The 13,470-nt window shown below is 73.3% G+C and carries 13 protein-coding genes; 7 read left to right on the top strand and 6 right to left on the bottom strand.

Annotated elements, in window-relative coordinates; translation table 11 throughout:
* Nucleotides 1-44 precede the first annotated feature (44 nt).
* Nucleotides 45-1,025, bottom strand: coding sequence for a helix-turn-helix domain-containing protein (locus tag GA0070616_RS08220; protein ID WP_091078847.1), 981 nt, complete (start codon nt 1,023-1,025; stop codon nt 45-47).
* 232 nt (nt 1,026-1,257) lie between these two features.
* On the opposite strand from GA0070616_RS08220, the gene GA0070616_RS08215 reads away from it, so the two are divergent.
* Nucleotides 1,258-2,541 carry an MFS transporter gene (locus GA0070616_RS08215; protein ID WP_245712699.1) on the top strand — a complete coding sequence of 428 codons (1,284 nt, stop codon included), beginning with the start codon at nt 1,258-1,260 and terminating at the stop codon, nt 2,539-2,541.
* Nucleotides 2,542-2,547: 6 nt separating this feature from the next.
* On the opposite strand, the gene GA0070616_RS08210 is transcribed toward GA0070616_RS08215, so the two are convergent.
* Nucleotides 2,548-2,790 (bottom strand): mycoredoxin, encoded by a 243-nt coding sequence (locus tag GA0070616_RS08210; protein ID WP_091090251.1) that lies wholly within the window; start codon nt 2,788-2,790, stop codon nt 2,548-2,550.
* Between the two features lie 92 nt (nt 2,791-2,882).
* On the opposite strand from GA0070616_RS08210, the gene GA0070616_RS08205 reads away from it, so the two are divergent.
* From GA0070616_RS08205 to GA0070616_RS08195, 3 genes are all read left to right on the top strand, one after another.
* The gene (locus GA0070616_RS08205) at nt 2,883-5,027 is read left to right on the top strand and encodes an ATP-dependent DNA helicase UvrD2 (RefSeq protein ID WP_091078840.1); all 2,145 of its coding nucleotides are present in this window, start codon (nt 2,883-2,885) and stop codon (nt 5,025-5,027) included.
* Between the two features lie 136 nt (nt 5,028-5,163).
* A complete protein-coding gene (locus tag GA0070616_RS08200) occupies nt 5,164-5,445 on the top strand; it encodes a hypothetical protein (RefSeq protein WP_091090248.1) in 282 nt (93 codons plus the stop codon).
* 131 nt (nt 5,446-5,576) lie between these two features.
* Nucleotides 5,577-5,939, top strand: coding sequence for a WhiB family transcriptional regulator (locus GA0070616_RS08195; RefSeq protein ID WP_091078834.1), 363 nt, complete (start codon nt 5,577-5,579; stop codon nt 5,937-5,939).
* A 304-nt stretch (nt 5,940-6,243) separates the two neighbouring features.
* On the opposite strand, the gene GA0070616_RS08185 is transcribed toward GA0070616_RS08195, so the two are convergent.
* From GA0070616_RS08185 to GA0070616_RS28030, 3 genes are all read right to left on the bottom strand, one after another.
* Entirely contained in the window at nt 6,244-7,572 is a 1,329-nt protein-coding gene (locus GA0070616_RS08185) for an ABC1 kinase family protein (RefSeq protein WP_091078827.1), read from the bottom strand.
* Nucleotides 7,573-7,705: 133 nt separating this feature from the next.
* A complete protein-coding gene (locus GA0070616_RS08180; protein ID WP_091078823.1) occupies nt 7,706-8,758 on the bottom strand; it encodes a ThiF family adenylyltransferase in 1,053 nt (350 codons plus the stop codon).
* 191 nt (nt 8,759-8,949) lie between these two features.
* Entirely contained in the window at nt 8,950-9,117 is a 168-nt protein-coding gene (locus tag GA0070616_RS28030; protein WP_012014940.1) for a DUF5679 domain-containing protein, read from the bottom strand.
* 557 nt (nt 9,118-9,674) lie between these two features.
* Here GA0070616_RS28030 and GA0070616_RS08175 point away from each other — a divergent pair.
* Both GA0070616_RS08175 and GA0070616_RS08170 read left to right on the top strand, forming a co-directional pair.
* Complete coding sequence (locus GA0070616_RS08175) at nt 9,675-10,199, top strand: M48 metallopeptidase family protein (RefSeq protein ID WP_091078820.1); 525 nt, start codon at nt 9,675-9,677, stop codon at nt 10,197-10,199.
* Nucleotides 10,200-10,288: 89 nt separating this feature from the next.
* Complete coding sequence (locus tag GA0070616_RS08170; RefSeq protein WP_091078816.1) at nt 10,289-10,945, top strand: hypothetical protein; 657 nt, start codon at nt 10,289-10,291, stop codon at nt 10,943-10,945.
* Nucleotides 10,946-11,000: 55 nt separating this feature from the next.
* On the opposite strand, the gene GA0070616_RS08165 is transcribed toward GA0070616_RS08170, so the two are convergent.
* The gene (locus tag GA0070616_RS08165) at nt 11,001-12,284 is read right to left on the bottom strand and encodes a zinc-dependent metalloprotease (protein WP_175440013.1); all 1,284 of its coding nucleotides are present in this window, start codon (nt 12,282-12,284) and stop codon (nt 11,001-11,003) included.
* Nucleotides 12,285-12,397: 113 nt separating this feature from the next.
* Between GA0070616_RS08165 and GA0070616_RS08160 the strand changes: the two genes are divergently transcribed.
* Nucleotides 12,398-13,411 (top strand): YlbL family protein, encoded by a 1,014-nt coding sequence (locus GA0070616_RS08160; protein WP_091090245.1) that lies wholly within the window; start codon nt 12,398-12,400, stop codon nt 13,409-13,411.
* Nucleotides 13,412-13,470 lie beyond the last annotated feature (59 nt).

Below are 13,470 nucleotides of genomic sequence, written 5' to 3'. Positions count from 1 at the left end.
CGGAACGAGTGGCCGGCACGCCCCTGATCGCGGTCCCTGGTGGATCACCGCTCGGTCAGGCGCCCGGTGTGTCCGCGACGCTGGGCCGGCGCCGTTGCCGATCCGTACGTCGCGGTGGGCGGGGCCGCCACGTCGGACACCCGGCCCGAGGACTCGTTCAGCCAGGAGAGGGTGTCCGATGCGGAGAGCGCCGCCGTGCATAGCCACTCGAACACCACTTTATATCGATTTAGGGTGTTTACCTCGGTCGACATGACGTCGGTGAAGCCCCCTTCGATGGCGAGCGTCTCCGGATCGAGCGGATCGGCGAACCGGTAGACCGAGAACGCCGTCGGCGGCAGGTAGAACTGGTTGATCTGGGTGTCGCGGGGAAGCACGTGCAGGGTGACGTTCGGCAGCTCGGCCAGCTCGCACAGGTGCCTGAGCTGATCCCGCAGCGCCTCCGGCGGCCCGGCCCGGCGACCGAGCGCGGCCTCCTCCAGCACCGCCGTGTAGCGGGGGGCGTCGGCGCCACGGGTCAGCAACGACTGGCGGGCCTGCCGGGCGCGGACCTCGGTCCGGGTGTCCTCGCCCGCCTCGGGGTCGCCCGCCCCCTCGGCCACCTGGCGGGCCGAGGCGATCCGCAGGTGGGCGTAGCCCGGCGTCTGCAACAGCCCCGGCACCAGCACCGGGTTGTACTCCGAGATCTCCGCGCAACCGGCCTCCAACTCGGCGAAGGCGCGCTGCTGCTGGGTCATCACCGGGAAGTTGCGCAGCCAGCCCCGGATGTCGCCGGCCTCCTGGGTCATGCCCAGCAGTTCGGCGTGCGACGCCTCGTCGGCGCCGTAGAGACTCAGCAGGTCACGCACGTCCTGCGGGTCGGGCCGGCTGCGACCGTTCTCCAGTCGGGACAACTTGGACGCGGAGGCCCAGCCGATGCGATCGATGACCTGCTCACCGGTAAGACCGGCGGCCTCGCGTAGGCGGCGCAACTCCGTGCCGAGCCTGCGGCGACGCAGGATCGGGCCGGGTGAGGCAGGAGGCACGGTGTCCTCTCTTCCCGTCGACCGCCGCAGACGCGACGGTAACTGTATGGAATTCGCCCCCCACGGTCAGTATGGACGTCGCGGCCGGCGTCGGAGGTTCCGGCGAGGGCGTGTCTCCGAAGAAATCCGGAGACCCTGCAAGGGTGCGACGGGAGCCGGTATGCCGCCGTCCGGAACCCGACGCCCCGCACCGAACCGCGCCCCGAACCGCCCCACCCCGCCGGAGGGATCCATGCGCACCGTCCTGCGTCGACCCGACTTCCGCCTGCTCTTCGGCGGGTTGCTGGCCAGCATGGCCGCCGAGTCGATCCTGCTGCTCGCGCTCGCCATCTGGGTCAAGGATCTCACCGGCTCGGACGGACTCGCCGGGGCGACGATCTTCGCGATCATCGCGCCGATGACCCTCGCCCCCCTGGTCGGCTGGGTCGTGGACCGTTACCCGCGCCGCCCGTTCTTCGTCGCCGCGAACCTCGTCACCGCGCTGGCGCTCACCCCGCTCTTCGCGGTGCGGGACTCGACGGACGTGTGGGTCATCTACACCGTCGCGGCGCTCTACGGCCTGTCCTACATCACGCTCAGCGCGGTGCTCAGTGGACTGATCCGGCATCTGGTGCCCGCCGAACTGCTGGCCGACGCCAACGGGGTGCTCCAGACCGTACGCCAGGGGCTGCGGCTCGTCGGCCCGCTGGCCGGCGCGGGACTGTACGCGGCCCTCGGCGGGGCGGGGCTGGCCGCCGTCGGGATGGCCGGATTCCTGACCGCCGCGCTGGTGGTGGGGGCGCTGCGGGTGACCGAAACCCCGCCGACCGGGCCGACGCTGCGCTGGACCACCGAACTGAGCGCGGGGCTGCGACACCTGTCGGGTGAGCCGGCGCTGCGCCGGGCGCTGCTGGGCTACGGGCTGGGCTCACTCGTGATGGGCTTCACCGAGTCGCTGATCTTCGCGTACGTGGACCGGGGGCTGGGCCGCGACGCCGCCTTCGTCGGCGTGCTGGTCACGGTGCAGGGCGTCGGCGGGCTCGTCGGCGGGCTGCTCTCGCCGGCCGTGGTCCGCCGGGCCGGGGAGGTCGGCACGCTCGCCGCCGGGGTCGCCTTCTTCGGACCGGCCGCGCTGGCCCTGGCGTACCCGAACCTCTGGCTCGGCTTCGCGGCCGTGCTGATGGCCGGCGTCTCCCTGCCGTTGACCATGGTGGGGCTGCACACCCTGATCCAGCGGCGCACCCCGGGTGCCCTGCTGGGCCGGGTCGCGGCGGCCTCCGAGGCGGTGGTCAGCGGCCCGCAGGCGCTCTCGATCGGGGGCGGCGCGCTGCTGGTCGGCGTGGTGGACTACCGGCTGCTGTTCGCGTTGATCGGCGTGCTCACCCTGCTCGCCGGGGCGTACCTGTGGCACGGTCGCCAACTCAGCCCGCCCGGGGCCGCCCCGCGACCGCGCATCCCGGCCCCACGCCGCCCGTCCACCCCCGTTCACGACGTGGTCGCCCGGGACGCGTCGGCGTCCCGGGCGACCAGATCGTGATCGAGGTCAGGCGGACAGGCTGGCCAGGTGCTGCTTGACCTGGTTGATCGAGGGATTGGTCAGGGCGCTGCCGTCGGCGAAACGCAACGTGGGCACGGTCTGGTTGCCACCGTTGACGCTCATCACGAAGGTGGCCGCCGCCGGATCCTGCTCGATGTCGACCACCTGGTAGTCGATGCCCTCCCGGTCGAGCTGCGACTTCAGCCGGTGGCAGTAGCCGCACCAGGGAGTGGAATACATCGTCAGCATGGTGAGATCCTCCAACGTCGCGCCCGGCTGCTTGCCGATCAAGCCCGGGCTAACCACTGCAACGTCCGGTGGAGCTGAGACAATTCCTCGCTGTGGTGGTTCACTCGACGTCCGAACGCGTGCTCGGCGGGCTCGACCCGGAGCAGCGGGCGGCGGTGACCGCCCCGGCCGGCCCCGTCTGTGTGCTGGCCGGTGCCGGCACGGGCAAGACCCGGGCCGTCACCTCCCGGATCGCCCACCGGTCGCTGCGCGGGGAGATCTCCCCCCGGCACGTGCTCGCGGTCACCTTCACCGCCCGCGCCGCCGCCGAGATGCGCAGCCGGCTCACCGCGCTCGGGGTGCCCGGCGTGCAGGCGCGCACCTTCCACGCCGCGGCCCTGCGCCAGGTGCGCTACTTCGCGCCCCGGCTGCTGGCCGGAAGGGCCATGCCGGAACTGCTGGACAGCAAGGTCCGGCTGGTCACCCTCGCCGCGACCCGGGTCGGCCTGCGGGCCGACCGGGCCGCCGCGCGGGACCTGGCCGGTGAGATCGAGTGGGCCAAGTCGTCGCTGGTCGAACCGGGCGAGTACGTGGTCGCGGCGGCCAAGGCGCTGCGGGACACCCCGCACGAGCCGGCGCGGGTCGCCGAGGTGTTCGCCGCGTACGAGAAGCTCAAACGTTCCGGCGGGGTGATCGACTTCGAGGACATGCTGCGCGCCGCCGTCTGGGGCATCGAGGAGCACCCGGACGTCGCCGAGCAGATTCGCGCGCAGTACCGGCACTTCGTGGTCGACGAGTACCAGGACGTCAACCCTCTCCAGCAGCGGCTGCTGGAGGTGTGGCTCGGTGGCCGGGACGACCTGACCGTGGTCGGCGACGCCAGCCAGACGATCTACTCGTTCACGGGGGCGACGTCGGCTTATCTGATCGACTTCCCGCGCCGGCACCGGGGGGCCACCGTGGTCCGGCTGGTTCGCGACTACCGGTCCACGCCGCAGGTCGTCGGGTTGGCCAACGCGGTGATCTCACAGGCCCGGGGCGCGGAGGCGAGGCTGCGGCTGGAGCTGGTCGGCCAGCGCCCACCCGGTCCCGAACCCGAGTTGCGGATCTTCACCGACGAGCCGGCCGAGGCCGCCGCCGTCGCCGCCCGCTGCCGGGCCCTGGTCGACGCCGGCACCCCGGCCCGGGAGATCGCCGTGCTGTTCCGCACCAACGCGCAGTCCGAGGCGTACGAGAAGGCGCTCACCGAGGTCGGGGTGCCGTACGTGGTGCAGGGTGCGGAACGGTTCTTCGAGCGGGCCGAGGTGCGCCAGGCGATGGTGGCGCTGCGGGCGGCGACCCGGTCGATCCCGGCCCGGACGCCGCTGCCGGCGGCCGTGGTGGAGGCGCTCGCCGCCGTCGGCTGGACACCCGACGCGCCACCGGCCGGGGGCGCGGCGCGTGAACAGTGGGAGGCGCTGGCCGCGCTGGTGCAACTCGCCGGGGATTACGCGGGGTCGCAGCTTCTGCCCATCGGCGAGGCCGCCACGGTGGAACGGCCGGTCAGCCTGGCCGACTTCACCGACGAGCTGGCCCGCCGGGCCGCCGCGCAGCACGTGCCCACCGTCGACGGGGTGACCCTGGCCTCGCTGCACTCCGCGAAGGGGCTGGAGTGGGACGCCGTCTTCCTGGTGGGGCTCGCCGAGGGCACCCTGCCCACGTCGTACGCGCGGACACCCGGGCAGGTCGAGGAGGAACGCCGGCTGCTCTATGTCGGCGTCACCCGGGCGCGGGAGTGGCTCTGGCTGTCGTACGCCTCGGCCCGGTCCCCGGGCGGGCGGGCCCGACGCCCCTCGCGGTTCCTGCCGCAGCTCGACCGCTCCGGCGGCGGCGAGCGGGCCGGTGGACCCGCCCGGCGGCCGGCGGAGCGGCGGCGCGTGCAGGTGGTGTCCTGCCGGGTCTGCGGCGCGACCCTCCTCGCCGGCGGGGACCGCAAACTCGGTCGGTGCCTTACCTGCCCCTCGGACATCGACGACGAGTTGCACGAGCGGCTGCGTGAGTGGCGGCAGCGGGTGGCCGGCGCGCAGCGGGTGCCCGGGTACGTCGTCTTCACCGACGCCACCCTGGTCGCGCTGGCGGAGCGGCGACCCACCCGGGCGGAGGAGCTGATCGCGATCGCCGGGATCGGGCCGCGCAAGCTGGGCCTGTACGGCGAGGCGGTGCTGGCCTTGGTGGGGGGCGCGGCGGTCGACGAGATCTGCCCGCAGAAAAGTTTCTGAATCTGGCCGTTAAATCGTTTGCCCTTGCCCTACGGGGCGGCATAGCCTCAGGGCACACCTTGGGAGCGGGCCTGTTCCGGCTGCTCACAGGGGGTGTTTCAGCCGATCACGAGTGAACGTCAGGGAGGTGGCACCGATGGAGATCTGCATCTACGAGCGTCCGGCGGCGCTGCCCGTTGCCGTCGCTCCGCTGTCGGCTGCCCTGACCGTCGCCCCTGTGGCGACGGCCGTCCGGGCGACCGCCGTCGCCACGCGACCGTGGGCTCCGCAGGCGCACCGGGTCGAGGCTCAGGCCGAGCTGATCCTCGCGACCACGCCGAACGGATACCAGGGCACCAGTGGCTTCACGGGCAAGGGCGTCGATGGCGCCAAGCGGATGGACGTCCGCGGTGTTCCACCTCGAGGTAGACCGGTCTGACCACCAGACCACCGGCTCACCTCGAGGCCGCGGAACCCGCTACCGGGATCCGCGGCCTCAGTTTTTTGCACCGCCGAAGTACGTCGGAACAGCGATCCACGAGATCGAAGTGAGAGAGAGGTGACCGGGCGATGAGTCTGGCGTTGGCCCCACTCGACGTGACCGTCGAGGTGGAGGCGAACCTGCCCTGCCGGAAGTTCGACCCCGACCTGTGGTTCTCCGACTCGCCCACCGACCTGGAGCTGGCCAAGTCGCTCTGCGGGGACTGCCCGCTGCGCGTCGAGTGCCTGGCCGGCGCGGTCGAGCGGGCCGAACCCTGGGGCGTCTGGGGCGGCGAGATCTTCGAGCGTGGCGCGGTCGTCCCGCGCAAGCGGCCCCGGGGCCGTCCGCGCAAGGAGGACCTGGCCCGCGACGCCGCGCTCCGGGTCGAGGCCGAGGCGCGGCTGGCAGCCAACGGGCTGTCCACCCGCGACGCGGTCCGGCTGGCGGCCTGACAACCTTCCCGATCGTTACACCCACGCCGGTCCCCGCACCGGCCACGAGAAAGCTGATGACGATGCTGCACCTGCCGAACGAAACCCACATGCAACTACTCCACGAAGCGTTGTCGAGGGCTCGAATGCCCCGGCCTCAGGCCGGTCGCACCACCACGAGCACTGAGGCAACCCGATCCGCCCGTACCGTCGCCATGGCCAGCCGTCAGCGGTCGGCCCGCGAGCTGGGCGTCCTGTAGTTCCACCCACTGTGGAGGGCGGGGGACCGGTCACGGTCCCCCGCCCTTCGGCGTACCGGAAGGTGTCAGCCGGTGGGGGCGAAGCCGGGCAGCCAGCGTTGCAGGACCGCCCGGTAGGGGGCCTTGGCCTCCAACTGGCACAGCACCCCGATCGACCCGAGCGTCACCCGGTGGATGAGCAGGTAGGAAGGCGGCAGGTTGAGCTGGCGGCTCAGCTGGTAGGCGGGTGAGCGCGGGCTGGCCAGCCGGGCCGCCTCGGCGCGCAGCCAGGCCCGGGTGAACCGGAACTCGGGTGCGGCGATCGGTTCCAGCATCGGTCGCAGGAAGTCGAGTACGGCCTGCGCGTCGATCTCCTCGGTCGGACTCACGAACCCCTCGGCCCGCAGCCCGGCCACCACCTCGTCGGCGTCGCCGCGCAACGCCAGTCCGGCGATGCGGCCGATCGGCTCCGGTGTTCCCTCGGGCATCCGGGCGACCGCGCCGAAGTCGATGACGCCGAGGCGCCCGTCGGGCAGCACCCGGAAGTTGCCCGGATGCGGGTCGGCGTGCAGCAGGCCGGCGCGCGTCGGCGCGGACAGGTGCAGGGTGGCCATCAGCCGACCCGCGTGGTCGCGCTGTTCCTCGCTGCCCTCGCGGATGATGTCGGCCAGCGGGGTGCCCTCCACCCACTCGGTGACCAGCACCCGTGGCGCCGAGGACACCACAGCCGGGACGAAGATCTCCGGGTCGTCGGCGTAGGCGGCGGCGAAGGCGCGCTGCGACTCGGCCTCCAGCTCGTAGTCGAGCTCCTCGGTGATCCGTTCGCGCAACTCCACCAGCAGCGGCTTGATGTCCAGGCCCGGCTGGAGCGCCCGGAACATCCCGCCGAGGCGGGACAGCTGCTTGAGGTCGGCGAGCAGGGCGTCCCCAGCCCCCGGATACTGGATCTTGACTGCCACGTCCCGGCCGCTGCCGTCGTCCTCCCGCCACAGCGCCCGGTGCACCTGCCCGATGCTGGCCGCCGCCTCGGGGGTGTCGTCGAAGGAGACGAACCGCTCCCGCCAGGCCGGGCCGAGCTGCTCGGCGAGCACCTTGTGCACGCTGGCGGCGGGCAGCGGCGGGGCCGACTCCTGGAGTTTCGTCAGCGCCTGCCGGTAAGGGGCGGCGACCTCCTCCGGCAGGGCCGCCTCGAACACCGACAGCGCCTGACCGAACTTCATCGCACCGCCCTTGAGCTGGCCCAGCACGCTGAACAGCTGCTCGGCGGTGCGCTGCTGGATCTCCGCGGAGATGACGTCGGAGGCGAGCCCGGTGACGCGCTTTCCCATGCCGAGGACGGTCCGACCGGCGAAGCCGAGCGGCAGAGCGGCGAGCTTGGCGGTCCGGGACACAGCCCGGCGCGGGATGTCGGTCACCCGGCCATTGTTACCGACTCGGCGGCTCCGTTGCTGCCGTGCGGCCGGGCTGACCACTCCGCCGCGCCTGAAGATGGTCGGTTCGTCCGGGTTGCCGCGCGGCGTCGGGTGCCCGCCGAAAGGGCCCGTACGCTCACCGTGCCTGGCCCGAGCAGCCGCACCGGGGGTGCGGCGGCCAGTGCCGACGGCGCACCTGGCCCACCCCGATCACCTCCACCGCCGTGCCCACGGTCTCCGGGACACCCCCGTCGAGGTGGGTCAACGCCTCCGAGGTGGCGTACGCGGCCCCCGCCATCAGGGTGGTGGCGGCGCACGCCCCGCCGGGATCGTCCGTGGCGAGCTGTGCGGCCAGCACGGGCCAGGCAGGGTCGCGATCGGTGCGGTGCAGGTCGAGGCAGTGCAGGCACGGCCCGGCGGGCGGTCGCACGGTCGGGCCGACCACCGCGACCCCCTCCCGGACGCCGACCAGCAGGTGCGCCTGCCGGCGTCGGGCGTGACCGGCGGCCAACAGCGCCGCCGGCCGCCCGGCGGAGAGTTGGACGACGAGGTCGACCCGGCCCCGCCGCAGCGGCCCGGTCAGCGTGCCCGGGGCGAGGCGGTCCACGGCGTCGCGTACCGCGTCGGCCAGCGGGCGTCCCACCTCGGTGGCCGGCACGCCCGTGCCGACCAGATCGGCGGGGCCGACCCGGCCCGGCAGGTCGGGGCTGACGTGCCCCACGCCGGCCTGGGCCAGGGCGAGGGCGACCGGAGCGCCGAGTCGGCCGGTGCCGGTCACCACCACCCGGGCGGACAGCCGCCGTCGCAGCACCTGGGCCGGCGTGCCCGGCAGCCGGGCGGCGGCGAGCGCGAGCGCGCCGGCCTCCGCGCCGAGCCGGGCCCGCCGGGGCTCGGCCAGGTCGCGGGGCAGCAGGGAGTGCGCGGGTACGACCAGCCCGGCCGTCCGCAGGGCGTCGAGCAGGTGGCGGACGTCCTGTGGGCGGACGTCGGCCCCGCTCGCCCTGGTCAGCACGTGGCGTTCGCTGCGGGTGCCGTCGAGCAGGTCCAGCAGCCGGGCCGCCCGAGGGTCGGCGATCTCCACCAGGATCGCCCGCCCGGGTTCGAGGCCGAGCTGGAGGGTGTGCCGGTCCCGCCAGAGCCGGGTGAGACCGGGTAGCAGGGTGGGGCGGGGGAGAGGAGCACGGTTCATGGGTACCGATGGTGACCGTTGCCCTGCGCTCCGTGGATCGTTGTCCACAGGTGCTCGGCGGCACGTCCTGGGTTGTCCACAGGATTCGGCGAGTTTTCCACAACCGGCCGGTAACCGTGTCCGTCACCCGACAGTGAACACAACGCGGGAGGGGTGGCCGCGAGCCACCCCTCCCGCGAAACCCGTACGGGTCAGACCTTGGCCTTGCCCAGGATGCGGTTCACTGTTGTGCCGCACACCGGACACTTGCCCTTGGCCATGTTCATGCCGGTCTTCGAGACCTCGACGCGACCCTCGAAGTCCCGCTTCTCCTTGCACTTGACGCAGTAACCGTTGTAGGTCTGGGCCTGGTCGGCCACGGTAGCCCTCCTCGTCTCGTCCGCCGGCCGATGCCGTCCCGGCGGTGTCCCGGCGGCGCGTCACGCGGGCGTTGCCGCCGGGGTCTTCTCCAGCGGCCACCTGCGTGACCACTGGTTGGCGGACCCTACCCAGGTCTGGGCGGTTCCATGTCAGCTGTGCATCCACACTGTGAGCTAGTCGACGTCGAGAGTGTGCACGGCGAATTAGGTCGGATTAGTCAGTTTGGCGGGGACACGCCGATCAGATCGCCCCTGATCAGGCGGCACGGGCCACAGGCCCGGCAGCGCGGCCCGCCGCTGGTCCCGTCGGCCACCCCCGGGTGGGCGGCCCGGTGAATGATCACCTAACGTGGTGGGCGGCGGTTGGAAACCGGCCCCGGGCGTCCACGACGAGCGCCGGTCGGCCGACGTGACCAGCGGCACAGAAATTTTTCGGGACTCCTGGCGACCAATCCCCATTTTCCGGGCGTGTGTCGTGGTGTTGACTCTTGCGGTGCCCTGGTCAGAGGGCATTAGCTTTCCTTCGTGAACGGAAACCGAGGCTGCGCGGCCCGCTGATGGCAGGGGTGCGGAAGCCGGTCGTCGAGGTACGGCGCAGCCAGCGCCGGCGACGCACAGTGTCCGCGTACCGGGACGGCGAGCGGGTGGTCGTGCTCATCCCCGACCAGTTCTCGCGGGCCGAGGAGAGCGAGTGGGTCGACCGGATGCTCGCCCGGCTCGCCGCCAGGGAGGGCCGGTTCGTCCGCTCCGACGCCGAACTGCTGACCCGCGCCAACCGGTTGATCACCCTGCACCTCGCCGAGTACGGCGACCGTGCCCGGCCCGCCAGCGTGCGCTGGGTGACCAACCAGAACGGGCGGTGGGGCTCCTGCACCCCGGCGGACCGGTCCATCCGCATCTCGCACCGGATCCAGGACATGCCCGACTGGGTCATCGACTACGTGCTGCTGCACGAGTTGGCCCACCTCATCGTGCCCAGCCACAACGCCCAGTTCTGGGCGCTGGTCGGCCGGTACCCGAAGACCGAACGGGCCCGCGGCTACCTGGAGGGCGTCGCCGCGGTCTCCGGCACGCCGGACTGAGCCGCGTTCTCCGGCACGCGCCGGACCGACCCCACCGGCGGCGCGGCCCGGCAGGGTGACGCGGCCGTCGTCGGCGTAGGGTCGCAGACGTGGCTCGACGTGTGGTGGTGGCGCTGCTCGCCCCGGTGACCTGGACCCCGCCCGGCATCGACCCGGTGGCCTGGCGCACCGCGCTCGCCGAGGACGTCGTCGACCTGCTCGCCACGCTCAACGAGGTGGACACCGCGGTCGCGGTCACTCCCGCCGACCGCTGGCTGGCCGAGGCCGTGATCTGGCCCGGCACCATCGTCCACGAGGTGCCCGAGCCCACCCCGAACGCGGTGCTCGCCGCGCTGTCCACCGCTGCCGGCCAGGCACCCACCGCCGGGGGCGGCCCGCCCGACGACGGGCACCCGCAGGCGGCGGTCATCGCCGGCGACGCCCCGGACGTGCCGGGACTGATCGTCGGCAAGCTGCTGCGCCCGCTCACCACCCGGCCGGTGGCACTCGCGCCGGCCGAGGGCGCCGCCCCCGGCCTCCTGGGCGTCGCCGCCCGCCTGCCCGTACCGGGATGGCTGCCGGCGCTGGACCTGGACACCGCCGTGCCGGCGGCCGTGCGCTCGGCGGCACCCCGGCCCGGGGAACTGGCCGTCACCCCCGGCTGGCACCGGCTGCGCGGCCCGGCGGATCTGGCCCGCCTCGACCCCGGCCTCGGCGGCTGGGAGAACACCCGGGCGCTGCTGTCCGGCACCGGCCGACCCGGCTGAGCGCCGACCTGGCCGCGCCCCGCCTCAAGGACGAGGCGGACCGCCCCGGGGTGGATCAGGAGCGGGTGTCGCCGTCCGGGTCGTCACGCTCGCCGGGTGCCTTCTCCTCCGGCCCGCCCGGCGCGGAGAAGTCGAAGCTGTCCAGCTCGCTCAGGTCGAGTTGGGCCGTCGCGAAGGCCACCGGGTCGGCGAAGTCGTCGTCCGAGGGAAGCAGATCCGGGTGGCCCCAGAGGTCGTCGCGGCCCGCGATGCCCCGGTGCTCGGTGAGCGCGGCCCACAGCGCCGCCGCCTCCCGCAGCCGGCGCGGCCGCAGTTCCAGCCCGACCAGGGCCGCGAAGGTCTGCTCGGCCGGCCCGCCGGCCGCCCGCCGACGGCGGAACGCCTCGCCGAGGGCCACGACGTTGGGCAGCCGCTGCCCGGCGGCGCTGTCCACCACGTGGCAGACCCAGCCCTCCACCAGGGCCAGCGCGGTCTCCAGCCGGGCCAGGGACGCCTTCTGCGCCGGGCTGTCCTCCGGGGTGAAGATGCCCTCCAGCGCGATCGCCTGCATCGACTCCGGGTCGGTCGGGTCGACCCGCCCCATCGCCTCCTCGATCGCCTCCCGGTTCACCCGGATCCCGGCCGCGTACGTCTCCACGGCGGTGAGCACGTGCCCGCGCAGCCACGGCACGTGCTCGAACAGCCGCTGGTGGGCGGCCTCGCGCAGCGCAACGTAGAGGCGTACCTCGTCCTCCGGTAGCTCCAGCCCTTCGCCGTACGCCCGGATGTTCGCCGGGATCAGCGCGGCCGTGCCGGCCGGACCGAGCGGCAGCCCGATGTCACCGGCGGAGAGCACCTCCGCGGCGAGCGAGCCGAGCGCCTGGCCGAGCTGGCCGCCGAACAACGCGCCACCGAGGGTGGCGACCATCGACTGCATCGGGCCGAGCTGCGCACGGGCCTCCGGCGGCACCAGGTCGCCCATCGCCCCGACCATGCGGCTGGCCACCGGGTCGCAGAGCTTGCGCCACACGTCCAGCGTCTTGTAGATCCACTCGTTGCGGTTCCAGGCCAGCGAGGTCCGGATGCCCGACGGCAGCGCGGAGGCCGGCTCCAGCCAGTGGTCGGCGAGCCGCAGGGCCTCATCCACCGCGTTGCGCTCGAACGGCGTGACCGCCGGGTCACCGGTGGCGGCCAGTTGACTGGCGGCCACCTGCCGGGCCAGGTCCCAGTTCACCGGCCCGCTGCCCGGCGCGGCGAGCAGGTGCTGCAACTGCGACATGAACTGCTGCATCTGCGCGGGATCGTTGGGGTCTGGTGGTTGCCCACCCGGGAGCGCGAAACCGAACGGAATATCAGGCACGACGTCTACGGTACGCGCGCCGCGCCCCAGGTCGCCGTCGCTGACGTTGCGCTGAGGGCGAAGTCGTGGTCGAGCCGCCGGGAGTGCCCCCGGCGGTCGGTACGCTCTGCCGCATGAGACGTCGCGGCCTGACCGTCCTGCTCGGTGCTCTGCTCACCACCCTGCTCAGCATCGGCGTGCTCGGCACGCCCATCCCGTACGTGGTGCTCGGTCCCGGCCCGACCGTCAACACGCTCGGCGAGGAGGACGGCCGGGACGTCATCCAGGTCACCGGTCGGGAGACCTCCCGCTCCGCCGGCCAGTTGCGGCTCACCACCGTGGGGGTGCAGCCCGGCGTGCGGCTGCGCTCGGCGATCCAGGGCTGGTTCTCCGACGAGGAGGCGGTGGTGCCGCGGGAGCTGGTCTATCCGCCGGGGGAGACGCAGGAGGAGGTCGAGCAGCGCAACGCCGAGGACTTCCAGGTCTCGCAGACCAGCGCCGAGACGGCGGCGCTGCGTGAACTCGGCTACGAGGTGCAGGTCGTGGTCAAGGCGGTGGTCCCGGACGGCCCTTCGGCCGGCGTGTTGCGGCCGGGCGACGTGATCACCTCCGTCGACGGGGAGCCGGTGCCGCTGGCGTCCCGGCTGACCGAGCTGGTGCGGGCGAAGCCTGCGGGCACGGCGCTGCGCATCGGCTACACCCGCGACGGGCGCGCCGAGACCGCCACCGTCACCAGCGGGGAGCAGGACGGCCGCCCCCGGATCGGGATCGAGATCGAGCAGCGGCAGCCGCACCCGTTCACCCTCACCATCGACCTGGAGGACATCGGCGGCCCGAGCGCCGGGCTGATGTTCGCCCTCGGCATCGTCGACAAGCTCACCCCGGAGGACCTGACCGGCGGCCAGATCATCGCCGGCACCGGCACGATCGACGACACGGGCCGGGTCGGCCCCATCGGTGGCATCCCGCAGAAGCTGGTGGGGGCGAAGCAGGCCGGCGCGACGGCGTTCCTGGTTCCGGCGGCGAACTGCGCCGAGGCCGTCCGCAACGCCCAGCCCGACCTGCCGCTGCTGCGGGTCGGGTCGCTGGACGAGGCCCTGACGGCGCTGGAGACCCTGCGCGCCGGTGGTACGCCGACCCGCTGCTGACCGCCCCGCGTGACCGTGGGGGACCGCGTTCAGGAAGACCCCGTACTCTGGGTGCCTGG

Origin of the sequence: Micromonospora nigra (assembly GCF_900091585.1) — a bacterium.
In the GTDB taxonomy this organism is placed as follows: domain Bacteria; phylum Actinomycetota; class Actinomycetes; order Mycobacteriales; family Micromonosporaceae; genus Micromonospora; species Micromonospora nigra.
Note: the sequence above shows the minus strand (reverse complement) of the source record. Positions and strands in the feature narration are given on the sequence as shown.